Source organism: Dietzia sp. NPDC055877 (assembly GCF_053615975.1).
In genome coordinates this window covers 376,081-398,666 of sequence record NZ_JBSHCV010000001.1, presented here as the reverse complement: position 1 = coordinate 398,666, position 22,586 = coordinate 376,081, and the positions used below count along the sequence as shown (strand labels likewise).

Sequence of the window (22,586 nt, the reverse complement as noted above, 5' to 3'; positions counted from 1 at the left end):
GCACGTACGGGCACGCGGCACTGTCCTCTATATCCTCGATCTCCTGCCGCGCGGTGTTGACGGTCCTAGCATCCGGGCATGAGCCAGCACTCGAATCCGGTCCGCCGACGGCGCCGCGCGGGGGTCGCCGTGGCGGCGTCCCTCACCCTGTGCGCGACGGCCATGCCCGCCGTGATGACGACGACGACAACGTCGGCAGCGGCCGCTGCCACGCCCGGAGAGCGGTTCGATCAGCCCGGCGGCTTCTACGACACCTCCGGACTGCCCGCCGCCGAACCCGGCACGGTCCTGCGCACTGAACCCACCTCGTTGCCGCTGGCCGTCGAGGTCCCCGGGCTCCCACCGCTGGCCTCGCCGCTACCGGCCGGCGCCCAGCGGCTGATCTACCAGACCGCGGACGTCCACGGCGCGCCCGTCGCGACCTCGGCGGCGCTGTACGACTCCACCGGCCCGTGGACGGGCGCCGGGCCGCGGCCGACGGTGGTGATCGGGCCGGGGACCCAGGGCCAGGGCGACGCATGCGCGCCGTCCCGGAACATCAAATCCGCGGTGGGCGTCAACCCGCAGACCGGTGGTGCGGTCCCGTCGTATGAGGAGGCGTTCGCTCTCGCGCTCGCGTCCCAGGGGTTCCGGGTGATGGTCATCGACTACATCGGTCTCGGCACGCCGGGGGTCCACACGTACTCCGACCGTGTGGAGCAGGCGCACGCCATGCTCGACGGCGCCCGCGCGGCACGATCCCTGGCGGGTGAGGCACCCGTGCTGTTCTGGGGCCACTCCCAGGGCGGCGGTGCTTCGGCCGCGGCCGCCGAACTCGCGCCGGACTACGCCCCGGACGTCGATCTGCGGGCGGCCTACGCCTCGGCGCCGCCGGCGGACCTGCTCGCGGTACTCGATCACATCGACGGCTCCACCCTCACCGGCGCGATCGGATTCGCGATCAACGGGATGGTGGACCGCTACCCGTCACTGCGCGACGTGATCGAGCGCAACATCAACGACAGCGGCCGCGCGGCACTGGACGACATCTCCGGGCTGTGCACCCTCGATCTGCGGTCGACCTACGCCGGCCGGACCACCGACGAGTGGACGTCCACGGGACGCCGCCTGGGCGAGGTCATCCGTGAGGAGCCGGCCGCGCTGGCCGTACTCGATCACCAGCGCATCGGCAACGCGGCGCCCTCGGTCCCGGTGATGCTGGCGGGCGGGGTCAATGACGACATCATCCCCGTCGGCCAGGTCGAGCAGTTGGGTCGCGACTGGTGTGCGAAGGGTGCGACCGTGCACTTCCACCACGAGACGACGCCGCCGGTCGCGGGGGTCACCCACGCCGCCGCGGCGGTGACCAACTTCCCGTTGGCGCTGCAGTTCGTCCATGACCGGCTCGCCGGGCTCCCCGCCCCGGACGACTGCGGCGCCTTCTGACCCACACCCCCGGATCGGCCCACGCCGACACGGTGGACCTGCCCGGGGGTCGCGGCGTCAGACGTCCAGGAAGCGCACGTCGCGGGCGTTGCGGGTGATGAAGCTGCGTCGCGCGTCCACATCCTCGCCCATGAGAATCGAGAACAGTTCGTCCGCGGCAGCGGCGTCGTCGAGCGTGACCAGGCTCAGCGTGCGGACCGTCGGATCCATGGTGGTTTCCCACAGCTCCTTGGGGTTCATCTCGCCGAGACCCTTGTAGCGCTGGATGCCGTCGTCGACGTTGATCTTGCGCTTGTTCTCGAGGCCGATCTTGAGCAGCTCGTCGCGCTCGCGGTCCGAGTAGGCGAAGTCCGGCTCGCCCTTGCCCCACTTGAGCTTGTACAGCGGCGGCCGCGCCAGGTAGACGTGACCGTTCTCGACGAGCGGCTTCATGAACCGGAAGATCAGGGTGAGCAGCAGCGTCGCGATGTGCTGGCCGTCGACGTCGGCGTCGGCCATGAGCACGATCTTGTGATAGCGCAGCTTCTCGATGTCGAATTCCTCGTGGATGCCGGTGCCCAGGGCCGTGATGATGGCCTGGACCTCGGCGTTCTTGAGGACCTTGTCGATTCGCGACTTCTCGACGTTGATGATCTTTCCGCGCAGCGGCAGGATCGCCTGGAACATCGAGTCCCGGCCCGACTTGGCCGAGCCGCCGGCGGAGTCGCCCTCCACGATGTACAGCTCGGACTTGGACGGATCCTTGGAGCGGCAGTCGGCGAGCTTGCCGGGCAGACCGCCGATATCGGTGGCGGACTTGCGGCGCACCATCTCACGGGCCTTGCGCGCGGCGACGCGAGCCTGACTCGAGGCGATCGCCTTGTTGACGATCGTCTTGGCCTCCGCCGGGTTGGCCTCGAACCAGTGCCCCACGTGCTCGGCGACCTGGCGCTGCACGAACCCCTTGACCTCGGTGTTGCCGAGCTTGGTCTTGGTCTGCCCCTCGAACTGCGGGTCGGCGATCTTGGCGGACAGCACCGCGGCCAGGCCCTCACGGATGTCGTCACCCGTGAGGTTGGGGTCCTTCTCCTTGAGCAGCTTCTTGTCGCGGGCATACTTGTTGACCAGGGAGGTCAGCGCCGCTCGGAAACCCTCCTCGTGGGTGCCGCCCTCGTGGGTGTTGATGGTGTTGGCGAACGTGTGGACCGACTCCGAGTAGCCGGAGTTCCACTGCATCGCGACCTCGACCTCGTGGCCGGTGCCCTTGCCCTCGAAGTAGAGGATCGTCGGGTGGATCGAGGTCTTGGACTTGTTGATCGCGGTGACGTAGTCCTTCAGCCCGTCCGGGTAGTGGAAGGTGCGCTTGCGCTCGCGGACCTTGGCGGGCTCGACCTCGACCTCCGCCTCGTCCGCAGCAGCCGCCTCGGCGCCCTCATTGAACGCCTTCTCCGCGTCGACCGCGTTCTCGACATCCGACGCCTCGTCCGAGCCCGGACCCGAGTCGCCCCCGGCGCCCTCGCTGTCCGCGATGGCGTCGAGTTCCGCCGCCTGCTGGGCACGGGCGCGCCGGTCGATGAGCGTGATGGTCAGGCCCTTGTTGAGGAACGCCATCTCCTGGAGGCGACGGGCCACCACGTCGAAGTCGTACTCCGTGGTCTCGAAGATCGACGGGTCCGCCCAGAAACGGACGCGCGTCCCTGTGCCCTCCGCCGGGCCGGCGTCGACGATCTCCGCCGGCACCGCCATATCGAAGTCCTGGAGCCACAGCCGTCCGTCGCGCTTGATCTGCACCTCGACGCGGGTCGACAGCGCGTTGACCACGGAGATGCCGACACCGTGCAGACCACCGGAGACCGCGTAGGAGTCCGAGTCGAACTTGCCGCCCGCGTGCAGCTGGGTCATGACCACCTGGACGGTCGGCATGCCCTGCTCGTGCATCTCCACGGGGATGCCGCGGCCGTCATCGATGACCTCGACGCCGCCGTCCTCGAGCAGCGTGACCTGGACGCCGCTCGCGTAGCCCGCCATGGCCTCGTCGATCGAGTTGTCGACGACCTCCCAGATCAGGTGGTGCAGACCCCGGGGGCCGGTCGAGCCGATGTACATGCCCGGACGCATCCGGACGGCCTCGAGCCCCTCGAGGACGGTGATCGAGGATGCACCGTATTCACTGGGGCTCTTGCTCTTGGCGTCCGCCACGTGCGAACTCCTCGCGTCTCGTCGGGTCTGGGACCGTGCCAGTCTACCTGCGGGAACCGCGGGACGGCCCACAGGCACGCCCGGCGGCCTATCCGTACGTATCGCGCGGACCGCGTCCGGACACGTGCAACGGCCCCTTGCGCCAGCTCGGCTTCTCCGGCCCCTCGATCTTGAGCCGGCGCACGTGCCCCGGTCCCATCGCCGCCGCGATCTTGCGCAGGATGTCCGCGGACATCAGTCGCAGCTGCGTGGCCCACGCGGTGCTCGAGGCCCGGACGTAGAGGATCCCCTCCTCCAACCGGTCGGGCGTCGCGTGCGCCGAGACGTCCGCGCCGACGATGCGCCCCCACTCCGCGAAGAGCCGGCCGGTCGTGACCTTGTCGTCCCAGCCGCGCTTCTTGGCGATCTGACCGAAGAGCTTGCCGAGGGGCTGCGGATCCCACGGGTCGGCGCCGGACCCTGTCCACCCGCGCTTGCGCAGACGTCGGCCGGTGCCCACCGGAGCGGAGCGGCCACGACCGACCTGCTTGCCCTCGGCACGCGCCCGGGCCCGCGCCTCCTCGAGCGCCTGCTTGGCGATGTCATAACCACGTTGTGGCGGGTCAGACGGTGTTACCGAATCCCCACCCGGCCTGTTCGTCACAGCGAAACCCCACTTCCGGTATCGGTGTCGCGGCTCTCGCCGTCGTCGTCATACCCGTCGGCGCCCGGGCCGCCCACCTCATCACCCGGGCCACCGTCCCGGCCACCCACGTCGTCGTCCCGCCGTTGTGACAGTGTCATCCCGGAGTGACGATCGGCTCCCTCGCCCGTCATCACGACGTCATGACGCACCCCGCGGAGCCCGCTCGGCACGTCCTCGCCGACCGCCGCGGTGATGAGAACCTGCTCCACGCCGGCCGCCACATCAGCCAGTGCGGCGCGGCGGTGACGGTCGAGTTCGGCGAACACGTCGTCGAGTAGGAGGACCGGTTCGATGCCGTCGGCACGGAACAGTTCGAGCGATCCGAGGCGTAGCGCGAGCGCGAACGACCACGTCTCGCCGTGGCTCGCGAAGCCCTTCGCCGGCTCCTCGCCGAGGGTGAGGATCAGGTCGTCCCGGTGCGGTCCGACGAGTGACTGGCCGCGCTCGATCTCCTCACGGCGGCGCCGCCCGAGTTCGCTCAGCAGGAGCGCCTCGACGAACTCGGGATCGGTCAGCTCCGACTCCGCGGGGGGCGACGCGACCCGGAACCGGTAGGCGAGAGCGGCCGGGCGGGACTCCGGTGCGAGGGTCCGATAGGCGTCGACGGCGAGGGGACGCAGCTGCTCGAGGAGAGTCACCCGCCCGGCGACGATCTGCGCCCCCAGCCCCGCCAGACGGCCGTCCCACACGTCGAGGGTGTCCAGGGCGGCGGCGGATTCCTCCGGTCGGCCCCGGCGAAGTGCGCTCGACGCCGACTTGAGAAGAGCCGTGCGCTGGCGGAGCACCGAGGCGTAGTCCGCGAGATCGCCGCCGAGTGCGGGCCGGCGCTGGGACATCAGCTCGTCGAGCAGCCTCCGACGTTCGGCGGGCTCGCCCCGGACCAGGGCGAGGTCCTCCGGTGCGAACAGCACGGACTGGACCACGCCGAGGATGTCACCGAGCCGCCGGCACGGCGACGTGTTCAGACGCGCACGGTTGGCCTTGCCCGAATTGAGCGCGAGCTCGACGGTGAGCTCGCGTCCGGCATTGTGGGCCAGTGCCCCGACGAGGGCGGTCTCCGCTCCCGTCCTGATCATCGGCGCGTCGGCGGCGACCCGGTGCGAACGCAGGGTGGCCAGCACGCCGATCGCCTCGAGGACGTTGGTCTTGCCGTGTCCGTTGCGCCCGATGAGGGTGGTCACCCCCGGCTCCAACTCGAGCTCGAGCAGCGGCCAGGAGCGGAAATCCAGAAGTCTCAGATGACGCAGGTGCATGCCGGCTCGCGGCTGACGTCAGCCCGGCAGGCGCACGGGCATGAGGAGGTAGGTGTGGTTCGAGTCGACGGGGGCGATCGCACCGTCCGCGTCGGGCTCCGGGAGCGTCTCGGGCGCGGGGCGCAGAACGGCCGGCCGGCTGGCCTGGGTGAACCCGAACGCCACGCGCGAGGAGTGGACGCTGCCCAGACCGTCGAGCAGGTAGCCCGGGTTGAAGGCGATGGTCAGCGGCTCCCCGACGAAGTCGACCGGGAGCGTCTCGTTGGCCTGCGCGGCGTCGTCGCCACCGGCGGAGAGCGCGAGCTCACCCTCGCTGAACGCGAGCCGGACCTGAACACCGCGGTCCGCCACCAGGGCGACACGCTTGATGGCCTGGATCAGGGCGTCGACCTCGACCACCGCGATCGAGTTGTGCTGCGGCGGCAGAAGCTGACGGACCTTGGGGAACTCCGCGTCGAGAAGGCGGGTGGTGGTGCGCTGGCCCGAGACCAGGACCCCCAGGATTCCCTCGGCGCCCACCTCGGACCCGGCCCCCAGGCTCAGGTCGACGCGGCCGCCGGCACCGGCCGAACGCGTGACCTCCGAGAGCGCCTTGGCCGGGATGAGCACCTCCACCGCGACGTCATCGCGCGCCGGCTCCCACTCGAACTCGCGGATGGCGAGGCGAAAGCGGTCGGTGGCGATGAGCGTGACCCGCGGGCCCTCGATCTCCATCCGGATTCCGGTCAGCATCGGCAGCGTGTCGTCCTTGCCGGCCGCGACGACGACCTGCGAGACCGCTTCGGAGAACGCGTCGACCTGCGCCGAACCGGTGACCTCCGGCATGGTCGGCAACTGCGGGTAGTCCTCGACCGGCATGGTCGGCAGCGTGAACTTGGCGGACCCGCAGGTGATGTACATCTTCTGCGCGGTCACGGTCACCTCGACAGGGCGATCCGGCAGTGCCCGCGCGATGTCGGCCAGCAGTCGACCGGAGACGAGCGTGCTACCCGGCTCGGAGACCTCGGCCGGAACCGAGACCTGGGCCGACGTCTCGTAGTCGAACCCCGAGATGGTCAGTCCCGAATCTGCTTCGAGCAGCACCCCGCCGAGGATCGGCACCGACGGGCGCGACGGCAGCGTGCGCGCCACCCAGGCCACGGAATCCGCGAAGTCCTCGCGGGTGACGCGGAACGTCGGATCCGTGATCTCCATCGATGACCTCTTTCAGGCAGGGCTGACACCGCTTCGGGTATCTGGACGAGTGGTCTTGTGGGGCGGTCGTGCGGCGCGTCCCGTCGCCGGGCGGCGAGACGTCTCCATGAGAGTAACCGCTCGCACCGACACGGGTCACACGGAAGGGGTGTAACCCGGTCAAGCGGACTCGCCGTTCCACATCCCTACTTCTAACAAGAACTATCTAAAGAGATAAGAGGTAGTAGTAGGTCCTGTGAAATTGTGAGCCGAGACTTGTCATTACAGGTCCAGCGCGATTTCGTGGTGTGGACGCATCCGTTGATTCTTGTGATTTGGTTCGGAGCCCCGGTGGAATCACAAGACCCGGTCCACCCCTTGTCCACCGTTGGTCCACAAGATCCCACAGCTTTGTCCACAGCTGTGAAAGGTGTGGTTGGTGGTCAAGAATGCGTGATTCGGGGCGCGGGTGAGTCAGTCCTCGTCGCTGCCGATGTCGATATACCGCCGTGACCGGACGTGCGAGTCGACGAATTCGTCCAGTTCCTCGAAGACCCGGCGGGACACCTCGAGCCACGGCATGAGGATCGGGAAGACGTGGAACATGCCCTCGGCCTCGATCGCGTGGACCTCGATGTCCGCGTCCCGCAGATGGGCCACGAGCTCCCGGATCCCGTCCCGGAACATCTCGTTCCCGCCCGAGGTGACGAAGGTGGGTGGGAACCAGTCAGGGCTCAGCGCCGCGTTGACGGTCGAGACCAGTGGATCACCCGGGGCGATTCCCTGCAGATAGGGGGCCGTGGGCACGTTCCACGGCAGGATGTCGTACCGCGCGTTGTCCGAGACGGACGGCTGGTCCAGTTCGAGATCTGTCTCCGGGGAGAACAGGGCCAGCGCCGCCGGCACGGGCATGCCGGAGACGTTCAGGTGCGAGATCAGGGAGGCGGCCAGCCCGCCGCCTCCGGAGTCCCCGGCGATGATGAGGTTCTCGGGCCTGATCCCCTGCTCCAGGAGCGCCGCGTACACGCTCGCGGCATCGAGGACGCCGGCCGGGAACGGGAATTCCGGGGCCATGCGGTAGTCGGCGATGAAGATGTCGCAGCCGGTCCGCTTGGCGGTGGCCGAGGCGAAGGCCGCGTACATCATGGGCGAGGTTCCGATGTAGCCACCGCCGTGCAGGTAGAGGATGGTGCCGTCGACCTGTTCCTGCGCGTTCTTGCCGTCGCTGCGGCGGCACCACAGGCCGGGGACCCCCCCGATGACCTCGCGGGTGATCGTCACGCCGTCGATCCCGCGGACATACGGTGGCAGGACGACGGAACAGATCCCGTCGATCACCTGCTCCATGGACCGGAACTCCTCGATCGGGAGTCCGAGTGAGTAGCCCATGAACGACCGGATGGTCTGGCGGGTCACGGACTGGCCTAGGTTGTCGACGATGTTCCCCGGGCCCTGCCACGGCCGGACGAACGGGACGCGGGCGAGTCCGGTCAGGAGATTCTGACCCAGACCCACCATCGTGATCGCGGCGACAGCCGGCGACGCGGTCTGAACTTCTGGACGATCGGCCATGACCATTGTTGCCGGGGAGTCGCGGAGCCCGAGATCACGGCCCTGACACCCCTTCCCCCCTCGGGTGAAAGAACGGGCGCGGGCCACCCCGCGCGGAACATATGCCGTCGAGGTTAGCGAAAAAACTTCTTCACATCGCGCGGGAGCGTTCGCGGATGCGAGCGGTCAGTTCCTGGATCTGGTCGTAGGTACGCCGATCGTCCTTGATCTCCTTGAGGATCTTGCGCTGGGCGTACATGACGGTGGTGTGGTCCTTGCCGCCGAACGTCACGCCGATCTTGGGCAACGACAGGTCGGTGAGCTCGCGGCACAGGTACATCGCGATCTGACGGGCCCGGGACAGCGACCGCGTCTTGGACGATCCGCACAGCTCGTCGATGCTCGTCGAGAAGAACTCCGCGGTCACCGCCATGATCGTCGCGGCCGAGATCTGGAGCGAGTCGTCGTCCGAGACGACGTCACGCAGGACGACCTCGGCGAGCGGGACGTCGATCTCGTGACCGTTGAGCGAGGCGAATGCGACCACACGGATCAGCGCGCCCTCGAGCTCGCGGATGTTGCGCTGGACACGCGTCGCGATCAGCTCGAGGACATCGCGGGGAACCTCGTACCCCTCGGATTTGGCCTTCTTGTCGAGAATCGCGATCCGCGTCTCGAGCTCGGGTGGCTGGATGTCGGTGATCAGACCCCACTCGAACCGCGTGCGCAGCCGGTCCTCGAGAGGTTGCAGCTGCTTGGGCGGGCGGTCCGAGGAGATGACGATCTGCTTCTGGGCGTTGTGGATCGTGTTGAAGGTGTGGAAGAACTCCTCCTGCACCTGCTCCTTGCCGATGAGGAACTGGATGTCGTCCACCAGGAGGATGTCCGCCTCGCGGTACCGCTTCTTGAACATGTTCTGGCGGCCGTCACGGACGGAGTTGATGAAATCGTTCGTGAACTCCTCGGTCGAGACGTACTTGACCTTCTGTTCGGAGTACATCCGCAGGGAGTAATGACCGATCGCGTGCAGCAGGTGGGTCTTGCCCAGCCCGGATTCGCCCCAGATGAACAGTGGGTTGTAGGCGCGGGCCGGCGCTTCGGCAACGGCCAGGGCCGCCGCGCGGGCGAACCGGTTGGAGTTGCCCTGGACGAACGCGCTGAAGGTGTACCGCTCGTTGAGGCCCGGAGCGGTCGCGGCGGACAGCGCCTCGTCGCGATCGCTCCCGTGGAGCAACCGCTCGGCGGCGATCTGCTCCTCGGTCATGCGGGTGGGCCGCGGCGCCGAGGGGGTCACCTCGTCCTCGGGCTCGGGGCGGTGGATCTCGTCCACATCGATGTCCGGTTCGCCCGCGTCATCCGTCGGCTGTTGGGCGCCGGCGAGCGACGTGTCCACCTTGACCGCGAGATCGACGGGTTCGCCCAACTGCGAGCTGAGCGCCCGGGTGATGGGGCCGCGGAGCACTGATTCGATGTTGTCGCGCGCGAATGCCGACGGTGCCGCGAGCATCGCGAACCCGTTGACCACGGCGATGGGCTGGACCAGCCGGAGCCAGGCCTGTTGTTGGCGGGACAGGGCCGGGTTGTCGTCGCTCGCGAGGTCCGGATCCGTCAGTCTGTCGAGAACGGCGCTCCACACGTGTTCGAGCTCAGGAGACACGGTGAGCGGTCTCCTCTCGTTTGGTGTCGATGATCGTCGGGTCCGGCGGATCGTTGTCCGTCTCGTGCGGGAACCACACTCTATCCACAGGCGTGATCCCAGGTCCACTGGGATATCCACACGGTTGTCCACAGCTGTGGGTAAATAGACCTCTCCCTTGCAGGGCCAGAGGTTGTGATTCGTCGACGACCGGGTGGGGTGGGATCTGGGACGCCTGAGTTCTCGGTTGCGCGACCCTGTAGGGCTCGATGATGAACGACGGTAACAACACTGTGAACGACTGGGCAACCCTCAAGATCAAGTGGAGACCGGAAGTCAAGCATCATCGCCGTTGGCGTGTCGCGATGGCCTGCGAAGTGGTACGGGAGATACGAATGTGATCACACGGTTTGGTGGCGGGCGGCTACTGCGCGTAATCTTGAACAGTCTGTCGCGCGCCTGAAGAGCGTGCGGCGCGTCGTGGTGCCGCCGTCATCGGTGTTTCGACGACGTCTCGAACTCGATCGCGTGCCGGTTTCGGCGCCGACATCAATGTGAGGAGCCAACCATGGCCAAGGGCAAGCGGACCTTCCAGCCGAACAACCGTCGTCGTGCCAAGGTGCACGGCTTCCGTCTGCGTATGCGGACCCGTGCCGGTCGCGGCATCGTCGCGGCTCGCCGTCGCAAGGGCCGTTCCGCGCTGACGGCCTGATTCCGGCCGGGTCGGCGGGTGCTCCCCGGGCGGCACCGGCTCCACCGTTCCGCTGATGTCGCGACGGTGGTGCGTCGGGGTGCCAGGAAGGGCCGCCGGACCATGGTCGTACACGCCCACGTGGACTCCTCGGAGATCCGCGTGGGCGGTCCCCGTTTCGGGCTCGTCGTGAGTAAGGCCGTCGGCGACTCGGTGACCCGTCACCGCGTCAGCCGGCGGCTTCGTCATATCGCGGCCGATCTCATCGACGGGCTCGAGCCCGATCTCATGGTCGTCATCCGCGCCAACCCGGCATCGGCCACCGCGACGCACGAGGATCTCGTGCGCGATCTGCGCTCCGGCCTGGAGACGGCGTCCGCCCGGGCGAGAGGCTCGCGGTGATGGCCGGACCCCGCCCCGGACCCGTTGCCCGGGTCCTTCTGTGGATGCTGGACTTTTACCAGAAGGGCATCTCACCGCTGACGCCCCCGAGTTGTCGGTTCGTTCCGTCCTGCAGCAGCTATGCGGTGGAGGCGGTCCGGGTCCACGGTGCCTGGTACGGAACATGGCTTTCGGTCTGGCGCATCCTTCGTTGTGGCCCGTGGACCCCGGGCGGCTGGGATCCTGTCCCCGAGCCACGCGCGCCCGATCCCGGCTCCGCGCCCCCCGAGCATCCGACTTCTTCCGAACGTAGCTAGGACTCCCCACCCATGTCGTTCATCACGGACCCTCTGGTCTATTACCCGATCTCCGGGATCCTCTGGTTCTGGCACAAGATCTTCGCGTTCCTCGGCGGACTCCTGCCGTGGGTGAACAACGCCGACTCCAACGGCATCATCTGGGCGCTGTCGGTGATCTTCCTCGTCGTCACGCTGCGAATCATGCTGTTCTGGCCGGCGGCCAAGCAGATCCGCTTCTCCCGCAAAATGCAGGAGATGCAGCCCAGGATGAAGGAGCTGCAGAAGCGGTATAAGAACGACCGCGAGAAACTGGCCGTCGAGACCCGCAAGCTGCAGAAGTCCGAAGGGTTCAACCCGCTTCTCGGCTGCCTGCCGATGTTCATCCAGATCCCCGTGTTCCTCGGGCTGTTCCACGTGCTGCGGTCGTTCAACCGGATGGGCACCCAGTTCAACGCGCTGGGGATGACGGCCGAGGAAACCCGTAACACCGGCAACTACGTCTTCAGTGCGGACGAGGTCCAGAGCTTCCTCGACGCGCGTCTGTTCGGTGCGCCGCTCTCGTCCTTCATCTCGCAGCCGGTCGAGCAGTTCCAGGCCTTCGTGGAGCCGGGGGCGATGCTGGACTTCGCCCGCTGGAACATCCTCCTCGTGGCCATCCCGCTGATGGTCGTCTCGGCGGTGACCACGCACCTGAACGCGCGAGTGTCGCTGTCCCACCAGTCGCCGCAGGCCGCCGCCAATCCGCAGGCCAAGATCATGAACCAGCTGATGCTGTGGGCGTTCCCCATCGGCATTCTGGTGACCGGTGCTTTCTGGCCGATGGCGATCCTCGTCTACATGGTCACCAACAACCTGTGGACCCTCGCGCAGCAGTACTACCTGTACGAGAAGATGGCCAAGGAGGACGACGCCGCTGCGCTGCAGCGTCGCGAGGAGCAGAAGTCGCTCGCGCCGAAGGTCGGTGTCAAGCCGGTCAAGGCCAAGAACGCCCGTCCGGCCGGATCCGCCCAGGGGTCGGCGTCGCGTGCTCAGGAGGGCGCGACCTCCACGATCGATGTGGAGACCGATGTGGCTTCCGCAGCCGACGGGGAGGCGACGCCTGCGGGCGCGGCGTCGACGCCGGGGGCCAAACCCCGACCCGGCCAGAAGCCGCACGCGCCGGGTGGGCAACGTAGCAGGCCGGCTCAGAAGGCCTCCGGTTCCAAACCGAAGAGCAAGAAAAAGAAGAAGAAGCGCTGACCCGATCGGACTGCGCACACGGACAAGGTCCCCGATGCCCCGGCATCCGGGACCTTGTCCCATACTTGGGGTAGGTACTCGCCGCTCGGAGCATGTGCGGCGATCGGCGTTCACGACGGAGGCAGGTCCATGTCGAAGAGAAACATCGAGGTGTCCGAGGAGCGTTTGGTCGAGGAGGGCGAGGTCGCCGGCGACTACCTTGAACAGTTCCTCGACATTCTTGACTTCGATGGGGACATCGATCTGGACGTCGAGGGTGATCGTGCCATGGTGAGTATCGATGGCGGCGAGGATCTCGACTCTCTCGTCGGTGCGGATGGCGCTGTGCTCGATGCTCTTCAGGAGTTGACCCGACTCGCCGTGCAACAGGAGCTCGGGGACCGGAGCCGTCTGATGCTGGATATCGCAGGCTGGCGTGCGAACAAGCGGGAGGCGCTCTCCGAAACCGGCCGCGCGGTGGCGCAACGTGTTCTCGAGGCCGGTGATTCCGAGGAGATGGAGCCGATGAGTCCGTTCGAGCGGAAGATCATCCACGATGCGATCGCCGAGATCGAGGGTGTCTCCTCTGATTCGACCGGTGTCGAGCCGAATCGTCGGGTCGTCGTTCTTCCGGCGTAGCGATGGACGATGACGTTCCGGGGGTGCGGGGTGACACCCGCACCCCTGAGCTATTTGGCCGGTATCCAGCGCTGTGGTGCGAACTAGGCCGTTAGTCACAGCTGTGTAATTCCCTGTGGAGTTTCACGTGAAACACCACTCCCCCGACCCGATTGTGAGGCGTACCGACCATGTCCGAACCCACAGGTGCTGAAGCGTCACGTGACGACTTCGAGTCGAATGGTCCCGGCGACGACGACGCGACCCCTCCCCCGCCACCCAGTGTCGAGACGGTGTTCGGCGACAGGTCGGGTCTGGCACAGCAGTACGTCGACTTCCTCTCCACCGCCGGGCTCGAGCGGGGGCTGATGGGTCCACGCGAGCGGCCACGGCTGTGGGATCGTCACGTACTCAACAGTGCGGCCGCCGCGTCCCACCTCGCCGACGGCGAGTCGGTGGTCGATATCGGCAGCGGTGCCGGTCTGCCCGGCATTCCTCTCGCACTGGCCCGGCCGGATCTTCAGATGACGCTCGTCGAGCCGCTACTGCGGAGGGTCACGTTCTTGGAAGAGATCATCGGCAGTCTTGGTCTTGACGTTCGGGTGATCCGCGGCAGGGCTGAGGAGAAAGTAGTCATTGCTGAAGCGGGAGAATCGGACGTCGTGACCTCTCGCGCTGTTGCCCCGCTGGCCAAGCTTGCCGGTTGGTCCGCCCCGCTTCTCCGAGTGGGTGGCCGGATGGTCGCGCTCAAGGGATCCTCGGCAGTGGAGGAGATCGAACGGGACCGGGCCGCTCTGACGCGGTTGGGCTTCACCGACGTCCGGGTCGAAGTCGTCTCGGCTCCGGATGCCGAAGAGACGAGGCTGGTTATCGCCACACTGGGGACTAAGATGGGGGGCCGGGGCGCTCGCTCGCGAGGCTCTGCCAAGCGTCGGCGGTGAGTTGGGCGCGGGGCCGTGTTGGACCATGCCCCGAATGAAATCCTGCCGACCAGACAATGTCGGTTTCACGTGAAACACTGGGCTCGCCGAGTCGGGTGGGGCGCAGAGCGGCCAAACGATCGGGAATAGCACCCGCTGATTGAGAGACTTGAAAGGTGACGGATGTCCGACCACGAGACCCCGATCTTCGCCGCCGCAAGGCAGGCGAGCGAGGTGCTCCGCGGGGACGCGCCTGCGTTGCCGCGCCCGACCGAGACCAGGATCATCACCATCGCCAACCAGAAGGGCGGCGTCGGTAAGACCACCTCGACCGTCAATCTCGCGGCCGCTCTCGCGATGCGTGGCCTGGGGGTGCTGGTGATCGATATGGATCCTCAGGGCAACGCGAGCACGGCTTTGGCCGTAGATCACCGTGAGGGAACGCCGTCCAGCTACGAGCTCCTCATGTGGGAACAGGCTGCGGAGGACTTGATGCAGAAGAGCCCCCACGCGGAGCGACTCTTCTGCATTCCCGCCACGATAGATCTGGCGGGCTCGGAGATCGAGCTCGTCGGTCTCGACTACCGTGAGCGTCGGCTTGCCGAGGTCCTGGACAAGGACGACCTGGCGTCCCTGGGGATCGACTACGTCTTCATCGACTGCCCCCCGTCACTCGGGTTGTTGACCGTCAACGCCATGGTGGCCGCCCACGAGGTGCTGATTCCTATTCAGTGTGAGTACTACGCGCTCGAGGGCGTCGGTCAGTTGCTTCGGAACGTCGAGCTGATTCAGCAGCACCTCAACCCGAGCCTCGACATTTCCACCATCATGCTGACGATGTACGACGGCCGCACCAAGCTCGCGGAGCAGGTTGCCGGTGAGGTTCGAAACCACTTCGGAGACCGCGTTCTCAAGACCGTGATCCCACGAAGCGTCAAGGTGTCGGAGGCCCCGGGCTTTGGAATGACCATCCTCCAGTACGACGCCGGCTCACGTGGAGCGCTCGCGTACCTCGACGCGGCGAGAGAGCTCAATGGTCGGGATCCACGATTCGGGGGCGACGAGGATCAGACACCGGACGCCGACCCTGACCGGGACGCTACGGTCGCTTCGGCGAGCGACGGCGAGAGCAACGTGGAGGATGGCCGATGAGTCAGCAGCGTAAGGGCGGACTGGGCCGTGGTCTTGCCGCGCTCATCCCCACCGGCCCGGACGAAGGCCCCCGACTCGGGGACGACGCAGCGGACCTCATTCTCGGACCGCGGTCCGGTGGTCCGCGCACCACTCCCCCGCGTCCGCGTTCTGCAGGCGGGTCTCCTGGTCGTGGGGAGTCCGGGGCGAAGACAGGCCAGCGGGGCTCTGCCACCGATGCCGGGACCGAGTCGAGCGTTTCACGTGAAACAGCGGATCTCGTCGACCCGGGTGCGGTGTACCGAGAGATCTCTCCCGCAGCCATTGAGCCGAACCCCAAGCAGCCGCGCACCTACTTTGACGAGGAGGCGCTCGCCGAGCTGTCCCACTCGGTCAAGGAGTTCGGGCTGCTACAGCCGATCGTCGTCCGTGAACTGGGCGACGATCGCTATCAGCTCATCATGGGTGAGCGACGTTGGCGAGCGAGCCAGCGGGCTGAACTCCCCACCATCCCCGCTATCGTCCGCCAGACCGAGGACGAAGATCTCCTCCGGGATGCACTTCTCGAGAACATCCACCGGGTGCAGCTCAACCCGCTCGAAGAGGCGGCGGCGTATCAGCAACTGCTCGACGAGTTCAAGGTGACGCAGTCCGAGCTCGCTTCGAGGATCGGCCGGTCGCGTCCCGCGATCACGAACAGCATCCGGCTCCTGCAACTCCCCACCGCCGTGCAGCGTCGCGTCGCAGCCGGGGTCCTCTCTGCCGGCCACGCGCGTGCCCTTCTGGGGCTCGAGGCCGGAGCCGCAGTGCAGGATGAGCTGGCGGCTCGTATCGTGGCCGAGGGGCTCTCTGTCCGGGCCACCGAAGAGATCGTCACGATCGCCAACCGCGAGGGCGACAGCTCGGAGAAGAAGCCCCGTCCGGAGCCCCGGGGTCGTCAGCGGAATCCGGAGCTGGAGGCCGTCGCCGGCCGGCTCTCGGACCGCTTCGAGACCACGGTCTCCGTCTCGATGGGTCGCCGGAAGGGTCGGATCACGATCGACGTGGGCGACACCGATGATCTCGAGCGCGTCCTCGGACTACTCGAGGGTGGGTCGGCCGGAACCTCGCGATGATCTCCCTCCGCACACTCAGTCTCTCCGCAGTGGACCAACTCGGGCCGAGGAGCCGACGCTGTGTCTACTGGCAGACCGACGGGCTCGACGCCACCGCGACGCCCGGCGATCCGCAGTTCGAGAAGGAGGCATGGATCTCCCATGTCAGTCTCGAATGGGGGGCGTGCGGACAGATCGCGAGCGAGGAGGACCATGCGGCAGGCGCCGTCTTCTACGCGCCGCCGGGCATGGTGCCCCGCGCGGCCTGCTTCCCCACCGGGCCCGTAGGCGCCGATGCCATTCTCCTGGCCGGAATGACAGTCGAGTCCGGAGCGCCCGCGGGTGCTCTCACTGCCCTGCTGGATTCCGTCGTGGTGGACCTACGCAGTCGCGGAATCAAGGCGATCGAGGCCTTCGGGGTCACGAACGAGAACCCGGACCCGGAAGCGTCACGTGACGGGTGCGGCGCAGACGCATGCGTTCCACCCGCGAGCTTCCTGGTCGAGCACGGGTTCACCGTGGTCGCCGACCACGAGACGTACCCCCGACTGCGCCTGGACATCGACAGTGAGCATCAGTGGAAGGCCGACGTCGAGCACGCGTTGGACAAGCTCTTCGCCGAACGCGGAATCGTCACCCGAGAGCTCGGAGTCCTCTCCGGTGCCTCGGCGATGATCCGGAGCCGCTGAGGGCCGCACAGAGAAGCGGCAGGACGCCGGGGTAGCCCGGGCACCGATCCGCGCGCTCACGCCCGGAGCGAGCCAATCCGGCCTGTTATGCGCGAGCCGGCCCGGGCGGCCATACGCGTGGCAATCCGGGTTCCGGGTGATGAAGAGCCGGCAGGCGAGGTGAACAGGAGCGGATCAGCCCTGGAGATCGGGACCGGCCGGAACGAGCGAGCAGGAGCCGGTCAGCCCCGCTGGCCCTGCTCGTAGTTGATGAGGTCGTCGACGGACATCGACCCGGTCGTGTGATCGTCCTCGTCGAGGAGGTACAGGCGCTTGACGCCCACCAGGATCGAGTCAATGATCGTGTCCTGCGCGGCCCGGTCCCCGAGGATCTCCAGGTCGCCGGCGCTGTTGGCGTAGCCGAGGTAGATCTGCACTGACGGCATGCGGGTCATCCTCAGCAGTTGCCAGCTCCGGCCGTGCGTGCGGCAGTCCCGCAGGCTTGTCCGGCTCACGATCTCCCGCTGCACGAAACCCGACAGTGCCTCACCGAGCATCGACTCGGAGCCGAGTGAGTTACCGAAGTAGAACGTGGCCACGCCGTTGCCGACGGGATTCGGGTGCCGGTCCAGGCGCAGCGAGATGATGAGATCCGCGTTGAAGGCGTTGGCGATCTCGGCGCGCTCGGGATCGGTGGGGATCATCGCCTCGGGGCGGGAGAGGAACACCTCGACGCCCGCCTGGTTCATCCGCTCCGACAGCCGCTGGGTGATGTCCCACAGCAGTTCCGCGTCGGTGATGGTCCCGTAGGGGGTGTCGATCCGGATCGGGTTCTCCGAACCGCTCGGGCCGGGGTCCAGGACGATGCGCTTGCCGGCGAGCATGGGGCCGGAGGTCCGTGCCCGCTCCTTCTCCACGAGCGATGCCACGTCGCCGCCCTTGAACAGGGTGGAGAAACGTCCGAGGGTGTCGAGGGTCTCGACCTCGACGACGCCGTCCGCGGACAGCCCACAGTCCCGCTGGAAGTCGGTGACTGCCCCATGGGTGAGGGCACCGAAGGTGCCGTCGACGAGCCCGGCGTAGAACCCGAGCTCACCGAGCCGCCGCTGGAGCTGGGCGACGTCGTCCCCGGCCATCGGCTTGGAGACGATGTAGCTGAGATCGCGGGTGCCCAGGACGTAGCTGGCGTCGGCGAGTGCGGCCTGGGTGGCGGGGCCGACGATTCCGTCGGAGATGAGGCCCCGGGCCTGCTGGAAGGCCAGGACCGCGGCCTCCAGGTCGGCGTCGAACACGGCGTCCGTGCGGGCGAGGACGGAGCCGGCCTCGGGCTCGGTCAGGCCGACGGATTCGATGTTGTGCAGCAGTCCCATGCCCGCGAGCGTGGCCCGGATAGCGGCCACCTCGGGCCCGCGGTCACCACGTCGCCACGCCATGGGGGTCCTCCTGCACGTCTACTGATGGGTACCAGGACGAACCTACCGGTTCAGGCGCCCGGATGCCGGGGCCGCACCGGTCGGGTGGGGACACCCGGCCGATGCGGCCCCGAAGTGCTCGCAGACGCGAAAGACGCGCTGATCAGCTACCGAGAACGTCCCCGAGCTCGGTGCGCAGAGCGGACTTGGACTTGGCGCCCGTGATGCGCTTCACGACCTCGCCCCCGGAGAAGAGCAGCATCGCCGGGATGGCGGTGATCTGATACTCGGCGGCCAGTTCCTGGTTGGCCTCGACGTCCACCTTGGCCACCGTCAGCTTGTCGGCCTCGGCCCCGGCGAGCTCGTCCAGAACCGGCGCCATCATGGTGCACGGGCGGCACCAGGTCGCCCAGAAGTCCACCAGCACGGGCTTGGAGCCGCTGGCGGTGAGCACGGAGTCGGCGAAGTCCGCCTCGGTCACGTCGACGATGTTGGGGGTGGCGGCCATGGTGGTGGTCCTTTCGGGGATGCGGTGGGTGGTCAGGCCTGCTCGGCGAGCCAGCGCTCGGCGTCGATGGACGCGGAGCAGCCGGAGCCGGCTGCGGTGATCGCCTGGCGGTAGCGGTGGTCGACGAGGTCGCCACACGCGAAGACGCCGGGGATGGAGGTGACGGTGGTCTCGCCGGTGAGGACGTAGCCGTCCTGGTCGATCTCGACCTGGTCGCGGACCAGTTCGGAGCGCGGATCGTGACCAATGGCCACGAACATGGCGGCGGTCTCCAGCTCACGGGTCTCGCCGGTCACGGTGTCGCGGAGTCGCAGCTTCTCGACCGAGCCGTTCTGGCCCGCGATGACCTCGTCGACGGCCGCGTTGAGGATGAAGTCGATCTTCTCGTTCTCGCGGGCGCGTTCGAGCATGATCTTGGAGGCGCGGAACTCCTCGCGGCGGTGGACGATCGTCACCGACGAGCCGAACTTGGTGAGGAAGGTGGCCTCCTCCATCGCGGAGTCTCCGCCACCGACCACGACGATCGGCTTGTCGCGGAAGAAGAATCCGTCACACGTGGCGCAGGAACTGACGCCGCGCCCGAGGTACTCCTGCTCCCCCGGGATGCCGAGGTAGCGGGCGGCGGCGCCCATCGCGAGGATCACGGAGCGGGTGCGGTACTCGTCCTCGCCCACGCGCACGATCTTGACGTTACCGGCCAGGTCCATGCCGGTCACGTCCTCCATGCGCAGGTCGGCGCCGAACCTCTCGGCCTGCTCGCGCATCTGCATCATGAGGTCGGGGCCCATCATGCCCTCGGCGAAACCGGGGAAGTTCTCGACGTCCGTCGTGGTCATGAGCGCGCCACCGAACTGCGAACCCTCGAACACCAGCGGCTTGAGCTCGGCGCGCGCGGAGTAGATGGCGGCGGTGTAGCCGGCCGGGCCGGATCCGACGATGATCACGTCGTGGATGGTCTCGCTCATTGCTTCTTCTGACTCCTTCGGGGCGGCGGTCGGGCGCACGGTGATCAGACGGTCGGAGTCAGAATCACCGCGTCTGAACTCCACCCGGCATAACACCGGGCGCGTTCGGCTTGTTCCCGCCGGGGGTGGCGGCGGCGGCGCCTCGCGCTCAGCGCGTGACCGCGACACCCTCGAGGAGCACGCTGAGCTTGGTGCGCCCCCGCGAGCAGCGGCTCTTGACGGTGCCTGGGGGGACGTTGAGGAGATGGCTGGCCTCGGCGACGGAGCACCGCAGCATGTCGACGACGACGACGGCGTCGCGCTGATCGCCCGGCAACGCGGAGAGCGCCTCGGCCACGATGATCGCGTACGCCGGATCCTGATGGAAGTGGTCGCGCAGGGAGACCTGCTCGTGCAGTGCCGGCGTGAGCTGGCTGTGGGTGCGCAGCCGCTGGGCCCGCATCTTGTCCAGGCAGGCGTTGACGACGATCCGGTACAGCCAGCCCTGCACCGGGCAGGCGTGCCGGAACGAGTCGGCGCGGCGATAGGCCGAGACGAGCGCCTCCTGCAGTGCCTCCGCGGCGTCATCGCGGTTGAAGGACGTCCGGATCGCCAGCCGCCACAGGTAGTCGTAGTGTCGGCGGACGAGGGCGGAGAACGCGTCCGGGTCGCCGGTGACGTGGGCGTCCAGCAACTCGGCGTCGGTCAGCGGGGAGTCGGCGGCCAGTGGGGTGCGGGTGGTGCGCACACCAGGGGCGACGACGGCACCAGTGTTCACGGGCGTCACGATATTCCGCCCCCGCGGCGTATGGGGAGGTCACGTCCCCGCCGCCGGTCAGCCCAGCACGTCGACCTCGGTGACGGCGGCCTGGTACGCCTGCGGTCCCACGGTCCCGAGTCGGGTGATCCACAGGAGCAGGTATTCGGTCTCGTCGGCGTCCTCGATGGTCACGGTCGCCTTCCCGTCCTCGACCCGGCCGGAGCCCAGGCGCGTGGTGTCGTCGAGGGAGGTGGGCGAGGCGCTCTCGGCGGCCCGGATCTCGAAGCGGATGTCCTCGTCGGCGGAGATCTCGAGCTCCCGCACCTTCTCGGCGCTGTCGAGCGTGAACATCAGGCCGATGCCCGCCTTGTACGACGACGCCGAGTTGCCGAACTGGTTGCGGTAGGTGTCGGTCGACCACGAGGTCGAGGGGTTGCCGTCGATCACGTTCGGGGCGCTCGACGAGTTCTCCGCGGTGCCGTTGGATGACGCCGGCTGCCACGAGGTGACGGTCGTGACCGGGAGGGGACTCAGGGATGCCTCGTCCTGCTTCTCGGCGCTGTCGGCCCCGGAGCCACCGGTCCCCTCGTCCTCGGCGGGCGGCGCCGCGGCCTCGGAGGAACGGCTGGCCTGAGCGGCGCGTTCGATCGCGTCGAGTTGCTGCGAGAGCGGCGTGTTGTTCCGGTCGTTGCCGAGGGCGCCGAGCATCCAGACCGACAGCAGCACGATGGCCACCACGGCCACCGCGCCGGCACCGGCCATGATCTGCCAGCGGCGTCGCAGCACATCCGGATCCGGCTCGTCGGCCGTGTCGGACCAGGACCGCTCAGAGGTGTCCGCGGGGAAACCCAGGTCCGGATCCTGCGGCGAGGAGGATCCGGCCCCCGGGGGGTAGGACGACGACGACGAGGCCGCCGCCGCGTCCCCGCCCACTCCCCCGGCACCCGCCGAGGACCCGGGGTACGCGCCCGCGGACCCTCCGGACGCGGATGCGGATGTGGCGGCCGGCGTCGTCGCCCCGGCGTGGCCCCCGAGGCCCGCGGCGCGCGCACCGGCCGCGACACCAGTGACACCCGCGACACTCGCGACTCCGGCGACACCTGCGGCCCCGGCGGCCGCGGAGCGGTGGGCCCGAACCGGCCCGCCGGTGCGGTCGGTGACCATCGACCGCACGGTGGCCGCCGAGCTCACCGCCGACCCGTCGAGCGAGCGCATGGCCAGCACCGCCGACTCGGGCGGCACATCCGGGTTGACGACTGTCGGGTCGACGAGCTCGTCGTCGTCGTCCCGTGGGGCGGCCTCCGGCCGACCGTCGACGTGCTCGTGCCCGTCGGTGCCCTCCGGAAGTTCCACGGGCCACGCCCCGGTGAGCAGTGCGTACAGCACGGCGCCCAATCCGCGGACGTCGCTGCGTGCGTCGACGTCGGCGGTCACGCCGGGGAAGGCCAGGACGGCGCGCCCGTCCTCGGTGAGGCGCACCCGGTCCGGGGAGTCCAGGCCCAGGGCCAGGTTCGCCTCCTCGGTGTGCGTCGCGGCATCGGACAGCCCCCACACCGCGCCGACGGCGGAGCCGGGGTCAGGGTTCGCGACGGCGGCGGCCAGGCTCGTGCCGGGGATCCACTCGGTCACCACGATGCCCCCGGCGCGGCCGCGGATCACGTCGAGCACCCGCGAGAGACCATCGGAGTAGACGGCGGTCAGCGCGACCGTCCGGTCCAGCACACCGGTCGCCGAGCCCGGCGGGGTCTCCCCCGGCAGCGGATCGACGAACGTCAGGGCGACCGTCCGGCCCAGGCGCTTGTCCCGCGCCTTCCAGAACGACTGACCGGCCACCCCGCCGTGGCGCTCCAGCAGCTCGTAGCGGCCGCCCGCGACGAGCCCCCCGACCGTCAGTCGCGGCGGGGTGGGGACGTCGCCGCGCGTGCCGCGCGCCGGACCCTCTGTGTTCTCGCCCACCCGGAGCCCTCCTCGCCTGGCGTGGCCGCCCGCCCGCCGCTACCGCTTATGACGTCCCGAGTGTACGTACCGCCCGGCCCCCTAA

21 protein-coding genes are annotated in these 22,586 nt (G+C 68.2%); 10 read left to right on the top strand and 11 right to left on the bottom strand.

All coding sequences use genetic code 11. The features are described 5' to 3' along the window. The first annotated feature begins 78 nt into the window (after positions 1–78). On the top strand, positions 79–1,425 hold the full coding sequence (locus ACWGLC_RS01860) for an alpha/beta fold hydrolase (protein WP_452098314.1): 1,347 nt from the start codon (positions 79–81) through the stop codon (positions 1,423–1,425). 57 nt (positions 1,426–1,482) lie between these two features. Here ACWGLC_RS01860 and gyrB read toward each other — a convergent pair whose 3' ends face one another. The 6 genes from gyrB to dnaA all read right to left on the bottom strand — a co-directional run bounded on the left by gyrB (position 1,483) and on the right by dnaA (position 9,922). Continuing rightward, positions 1,483–3,603, bottom strand: a complete 2,121-nt coding sequence (gene gyrB / locus ACWGLC_RS01855; RefSeq protein WP_452098313.1) for a DNA topoisomerase (ATP-hydrolyzing) subunit B — start codon at positions 3,601–3,603, stop codon at positions 1,483–1,485. Positions 3,604–3,691: 88 nt separating this feature from the next. Next, on the bottom strand, positions 3,692–4,246 hold the full coding sequence (locus ACWGLC_RS01850; protein ID WP_452098312.1) for a DciA family protein: 555 nt from the start codon (positions 4,244–4,246) through the stop codon (positions 3,692–3,694). Beyond that, positions 4,243–5,541: a DNA replication/repair protein RecF gene (recF, locus tag ACWGLC_RS01845; RefSeq protein ID WP_452098311.1), complete on the bottom strand. Its 1,299-nt coding sequence runs from the start codon at positions 5,539–5,541 to the stop codon at positions 4,243–4,245. Before recF ends, ACWGLC_RS01850 begins: the two co-directional genes overlap by 4 nt. Positions 5,542–5,559: 18 nt before the next feature. Further along, a complete protein-coding gene (gene dnaN / locus ACWGLC_RS01840) occupies positions 5,560–6,735 on the bottom strand; it encodes a DNA polymerase III subunit beta (protein ID WP_452098310.1) in 1,176 nt (391 codons plus the stop codon). A gap of 453 nt (positions 6,736–7,188) precedes the next feature. Then, complete coding sequence (locus ACWGLC_RS01835) at positions 7,189–8,292, bottom strand: alpha/beta hydrolase (protein ID WP_452098309.1); 1,104 nt, start codon at positions 8,290–8,292, stop codon at positions 7,189–7,191. Between the two features lie 124 nt (positions 8,293–8,416). Then, complete coding sequence (gene dnaA, locus ACWGLC_RS01830; protein WP_452098308.1) at positions 8,417–9,922, bottom strand: chromosomal replication initiator protein DnaA; 1,506 nt, start codon at positions 9,920–9,922, stop codon at positions 8,417–8,419. A gap of 547 nt (positions 9,923–10,469) precedes the next feature. On the opposite strand from dnaA, the gene rpmH reads away from it, so the two are divergent. The 9 genes from rpmH (at position 10,470) to ACWGLC_RS01785 (ending at position 16,942) form a co-directional block, all read left to right on the top strand. Beyond that, positions 10,470–10,613, top strand: coding sequence for a 50S ribosomal protein L34 (rpmH, locus tag ACWGLC_RS01825; protein WP_230929658.1), 144 nt, complete (start codon positions 10,470–10,472; stop codon positions 10,611–10,613). 18 nt (positions 10,614–10,631) lie between these two features. Further along, positions 10,632–10,994: a ribonuclease P protein component gene (rnpA, locus tag ACWGLC_RS01820; RefSeq protein ID WP_452098307.1), complete on the top strand. Its 363-nt coding sequence runs from the start codon at positions 10,632–10,634 to the stop codon at positions 10,992–10,994. Further along, on the top strand, positions 10,994–11,290 hold the full coding sequence (yidD, locus tag ACWGLC_RS01815; protein ID WP_344995606.1) for a membrane protein insertion efficiency factor YidD: 297 nt from the start codon (positions 10,994–10,996) through the stop codon (positions 11,288–11,290). Before rnpA ends, yidD begins: the two co-directional genes overlap by 1 nt. A gap of 12 nt (positions 11,291–11,302) precedes the next feature. Continuing rightward, complete coding sequence (gene yidC, locus ACWGLC_RS01810; protein ID WP_452098306.1) at positions 11,303–12,511, top strand: membrane protein insertase YidC; 1,209 nt, start codon at positions 11,303–11,305, stop codon at positions 12,509–12,511. 129 nt (positions 12,512–12,640) lie between these two features. Next, the gene (locus ACWGLC_RS01805; RefSeq protein ID WP_452098305.1) at positions 12,641–13,129 is read left to right on the top strand and encodes a Jag family protein; all 489 of its coding nucleotides are present in this window, start codon (positions 12,641–12,643) and stop codon (positions 13,127–13,129) included. A gap of 272 nt (positions 13,130–13,401) precedes the next feature. Beyond that, a complete protein-coding gene (rsmG, locus tag ACWGLC_RS01800) occupies positions 13,402–14,049 on the top strand; it encodes a 16S rRNA (guanine(527)-N(7))-methyltransferase RsmG (protein WP_452098304.1) in 648 nt (215 codons plus the stop codon). Positions 14,050–14,211: 162 nt separating this feature from the next. Further along, positions 14,212–15,180 carry a ParA family protein gene (locus tag ACWGLC_RS01795; RefSeq protein ID WP_452098303.1) on the top strand — a complete coding sequence of 323 codons (969 nt, stop codon included), beginning with the start codon at positions 14,212–14,214 and terminating at the stop codon, positions 15,178–15,180. Further along, the gene (locus ACWGLC_RS01790; RefSeq protein ID WP_452098302.1) at positions 15,177–16,274 is read left to right on the top strand and encodes a ParB/RepB/Spo0J family partition protein; all 1,098 of its coding nucleotides are present in this window, start codon (positions 15,177–15,179) and stop codon (positions 16,272–16,274) included. The genes ACWGLC_RS01795 and ACWGLC_RS01790 overlap by 4 nt, the downstream gene beginning before the upstream one ends. Further along, positions 16,271–16,942: a hypothetical protein gene (locus ACWGLC_RS01785; protein WP_452098301.1), complete on the top strand. Its 672-nt coding sequence runs from the start codon at positions 16,271–16,273 to the stop codon at positions 16,940–16,942. The genes ACWGLC_RS01790 and ACWGLC_RS01785 overlap by 4 nt, the downstream gene beginning before the upstream one ends. Before the next feature lie 221 nt (positions 16,943–17,163). Here ACWGLC_RS01785 and ACWGLC_RS01780 read toward each other — a convergent pair whose 3' ends face one another. The 5 genes from ACWGLC_RS01780 to ACWGLC_RS01760 all read right to left on the bottom strand — a co-directional run bounded on the left by ACWGLC_RS01780 (position 17,164) and on the right by ACWGLC_RS01760 (position 22,501). After that, positions 17,164–18,354: a peptidoglycan-binding protein gene (locus tag ACWGLC_RS01780; RefSeq protein ID WP_452098300.1), complete on the bottom strand. Its 1,191-nt coding sequence runs from the start codon at positions 18,352–18,354 to the stop codon at positions 17,164–17,166. A 142-nt stretch (positions 18,355–18,496) separates the two neighbouring features. Then, entirely contained in the window at positions 18,497–18,841 is a 345-nt protein-coding gene (trxA, locus tag ACWGLC_RS01775) for a thioredoxin (RefSeq protein WP_230929667.1), read from the bottom strand. Between the two features lie 32 nt (positions 18,842–18,873). Beyond that, positions 18,874–19,806 carry a thioredoxin-disulfide reductase gene (gene trxB, locus ACWGLC_RS01770; protein WP_452098299.1) on the bottom strand — a complete coding sequence of 311 codons (933 nt, stop codon included), beginning with the start codon at positions 19,804–19,806 and terminating at the stop codon, positions 18,874–18,876. Between the two features lie 148 nt (positions 19,807–19,954). Further along, positions 19,955–20,572 carry an RNA polymerase sigma factor SigM gene (sigM, locus tag ACWGLC_RS01765; RefSeq protein ID WP_452098298.1) on the bottom strand — a complete coding sequence of 206 codons (618 nt, stop codon included), beginning with the start codon at positions 20,570–20,572 and terminating at the stop codon, positions 19,955–19,957. Positions 20,573–20,620: 48 nt separating this feature from the next. Then, positions 20,621–22,501 (bottom strand): protein kinase family protein, encoded by a 1,881-nt coding sequence (locus tag ACWGLC_RS01760; RefSeq protein WP_452098297.1) that lies wholly within the window; start codon positions 22,499–22,501, stop codon positions 20,621–20,623. Positions 22,502–22,586: the final 85 nt, after the last annotated feature.

Bases quoted from the DNA above. Each gene is read 5' to 3' on its own strand.
- ACWGLC_RS01860 (WP_452098314.1), top strand. From the start codon at position 79: ATGAGCCAGCACTCGAATCCGGTCCGCCGACGGCGCCGCGCGGGGGTC.
- recF (WP_452098311.1), bottom strand. From the start codon at position 5,541: ATGCACCTGCGTCATCTGAGACTTCTGGATTTCCGCTCCTGGCCGCTG.
- dnaN (WP_452098310.1), bottom strand. From the start codon at position 6,735: ATGGAGATCACGGATCCGACGTTCCGCGTCACCCGCGAGGACTTCGCG.
- ACWGLC_RS01835 (WP_452098309.1), bottom strand. From the start codon at position 8,292: ATGGTCATGGCCGATCGTCCAGAAGTTCAGACCGCGTCGCCGGCTGTC.
- rpmH (WP_230929658.1), top strand. From the start codon at position 10,470: ATGGCCAAGGGCAAGCGGACCTTCCAGCCGAACAACCGTCGTCGTGCC.
- yidD (WP_344995606.1), top strand. From the start codon at position 10,994: ATGGCCGGACCCCGCCCCGGACCCGTTGCCCGGGTCCTTCTGTGGATG.
- yidC (WP_452098306.1), top strand. From the start codon at position 11,303: ATGTCGTTCATCACGGACCCTCTGGTCTATTACCCGATCTCCGGGATC.
- ACWGLC_RS01805 (WP_452098305.1), top strand. From the start codon at position 12,641: ATGTCGAAGAGAAACATCGAGGTGTCCGAGGAGCGTTTGGTCGAGGAG.
- ACWGLC_RS01795 (WP_452098303.1), top strand. From the start codon at position 14,212: ATGTCCGACCACGAGACCCCGATCTTCGCCGCCGCAAGGCAGGCGAGC.
- ACWGLC_RS01790 (WP_452098302.1), top strand. From the start codon at position 15,177: ATGAGTCAGCAGCGTAAGGGCGGACTGGGCCGTGGTCTTGCCGCGCTC.
- ACWGLC_RS01785 (WP_452098301.1), top strand. From the start codon at position 16,271: ATGATCTCCCTCCGCACACTCAGTCTCTCCGCAGTGGACCAACTCGGG.
- ACWGLC_RS01780 (WP_452098300.1), bottom strand. From the start codon at position 18,354: ATGGCGTGGCGACGTGGTGACCGCGGGCCCGAGGTGGCCGCTATCCGG.
- trxA (WP_230929667.1), bottom strand. From the start codon at position 18,841: ATGGCCGCCACCCCCAACATCGTCGACGTGACCGAGGCGGACTTCGCC.
- trxB (WP_452098299.1), bottom strand. From the start codon at position 19,806: ATGAGCGAGACCATCCACGACGTGATCATCGTCGGATCCGGCCCGGCC.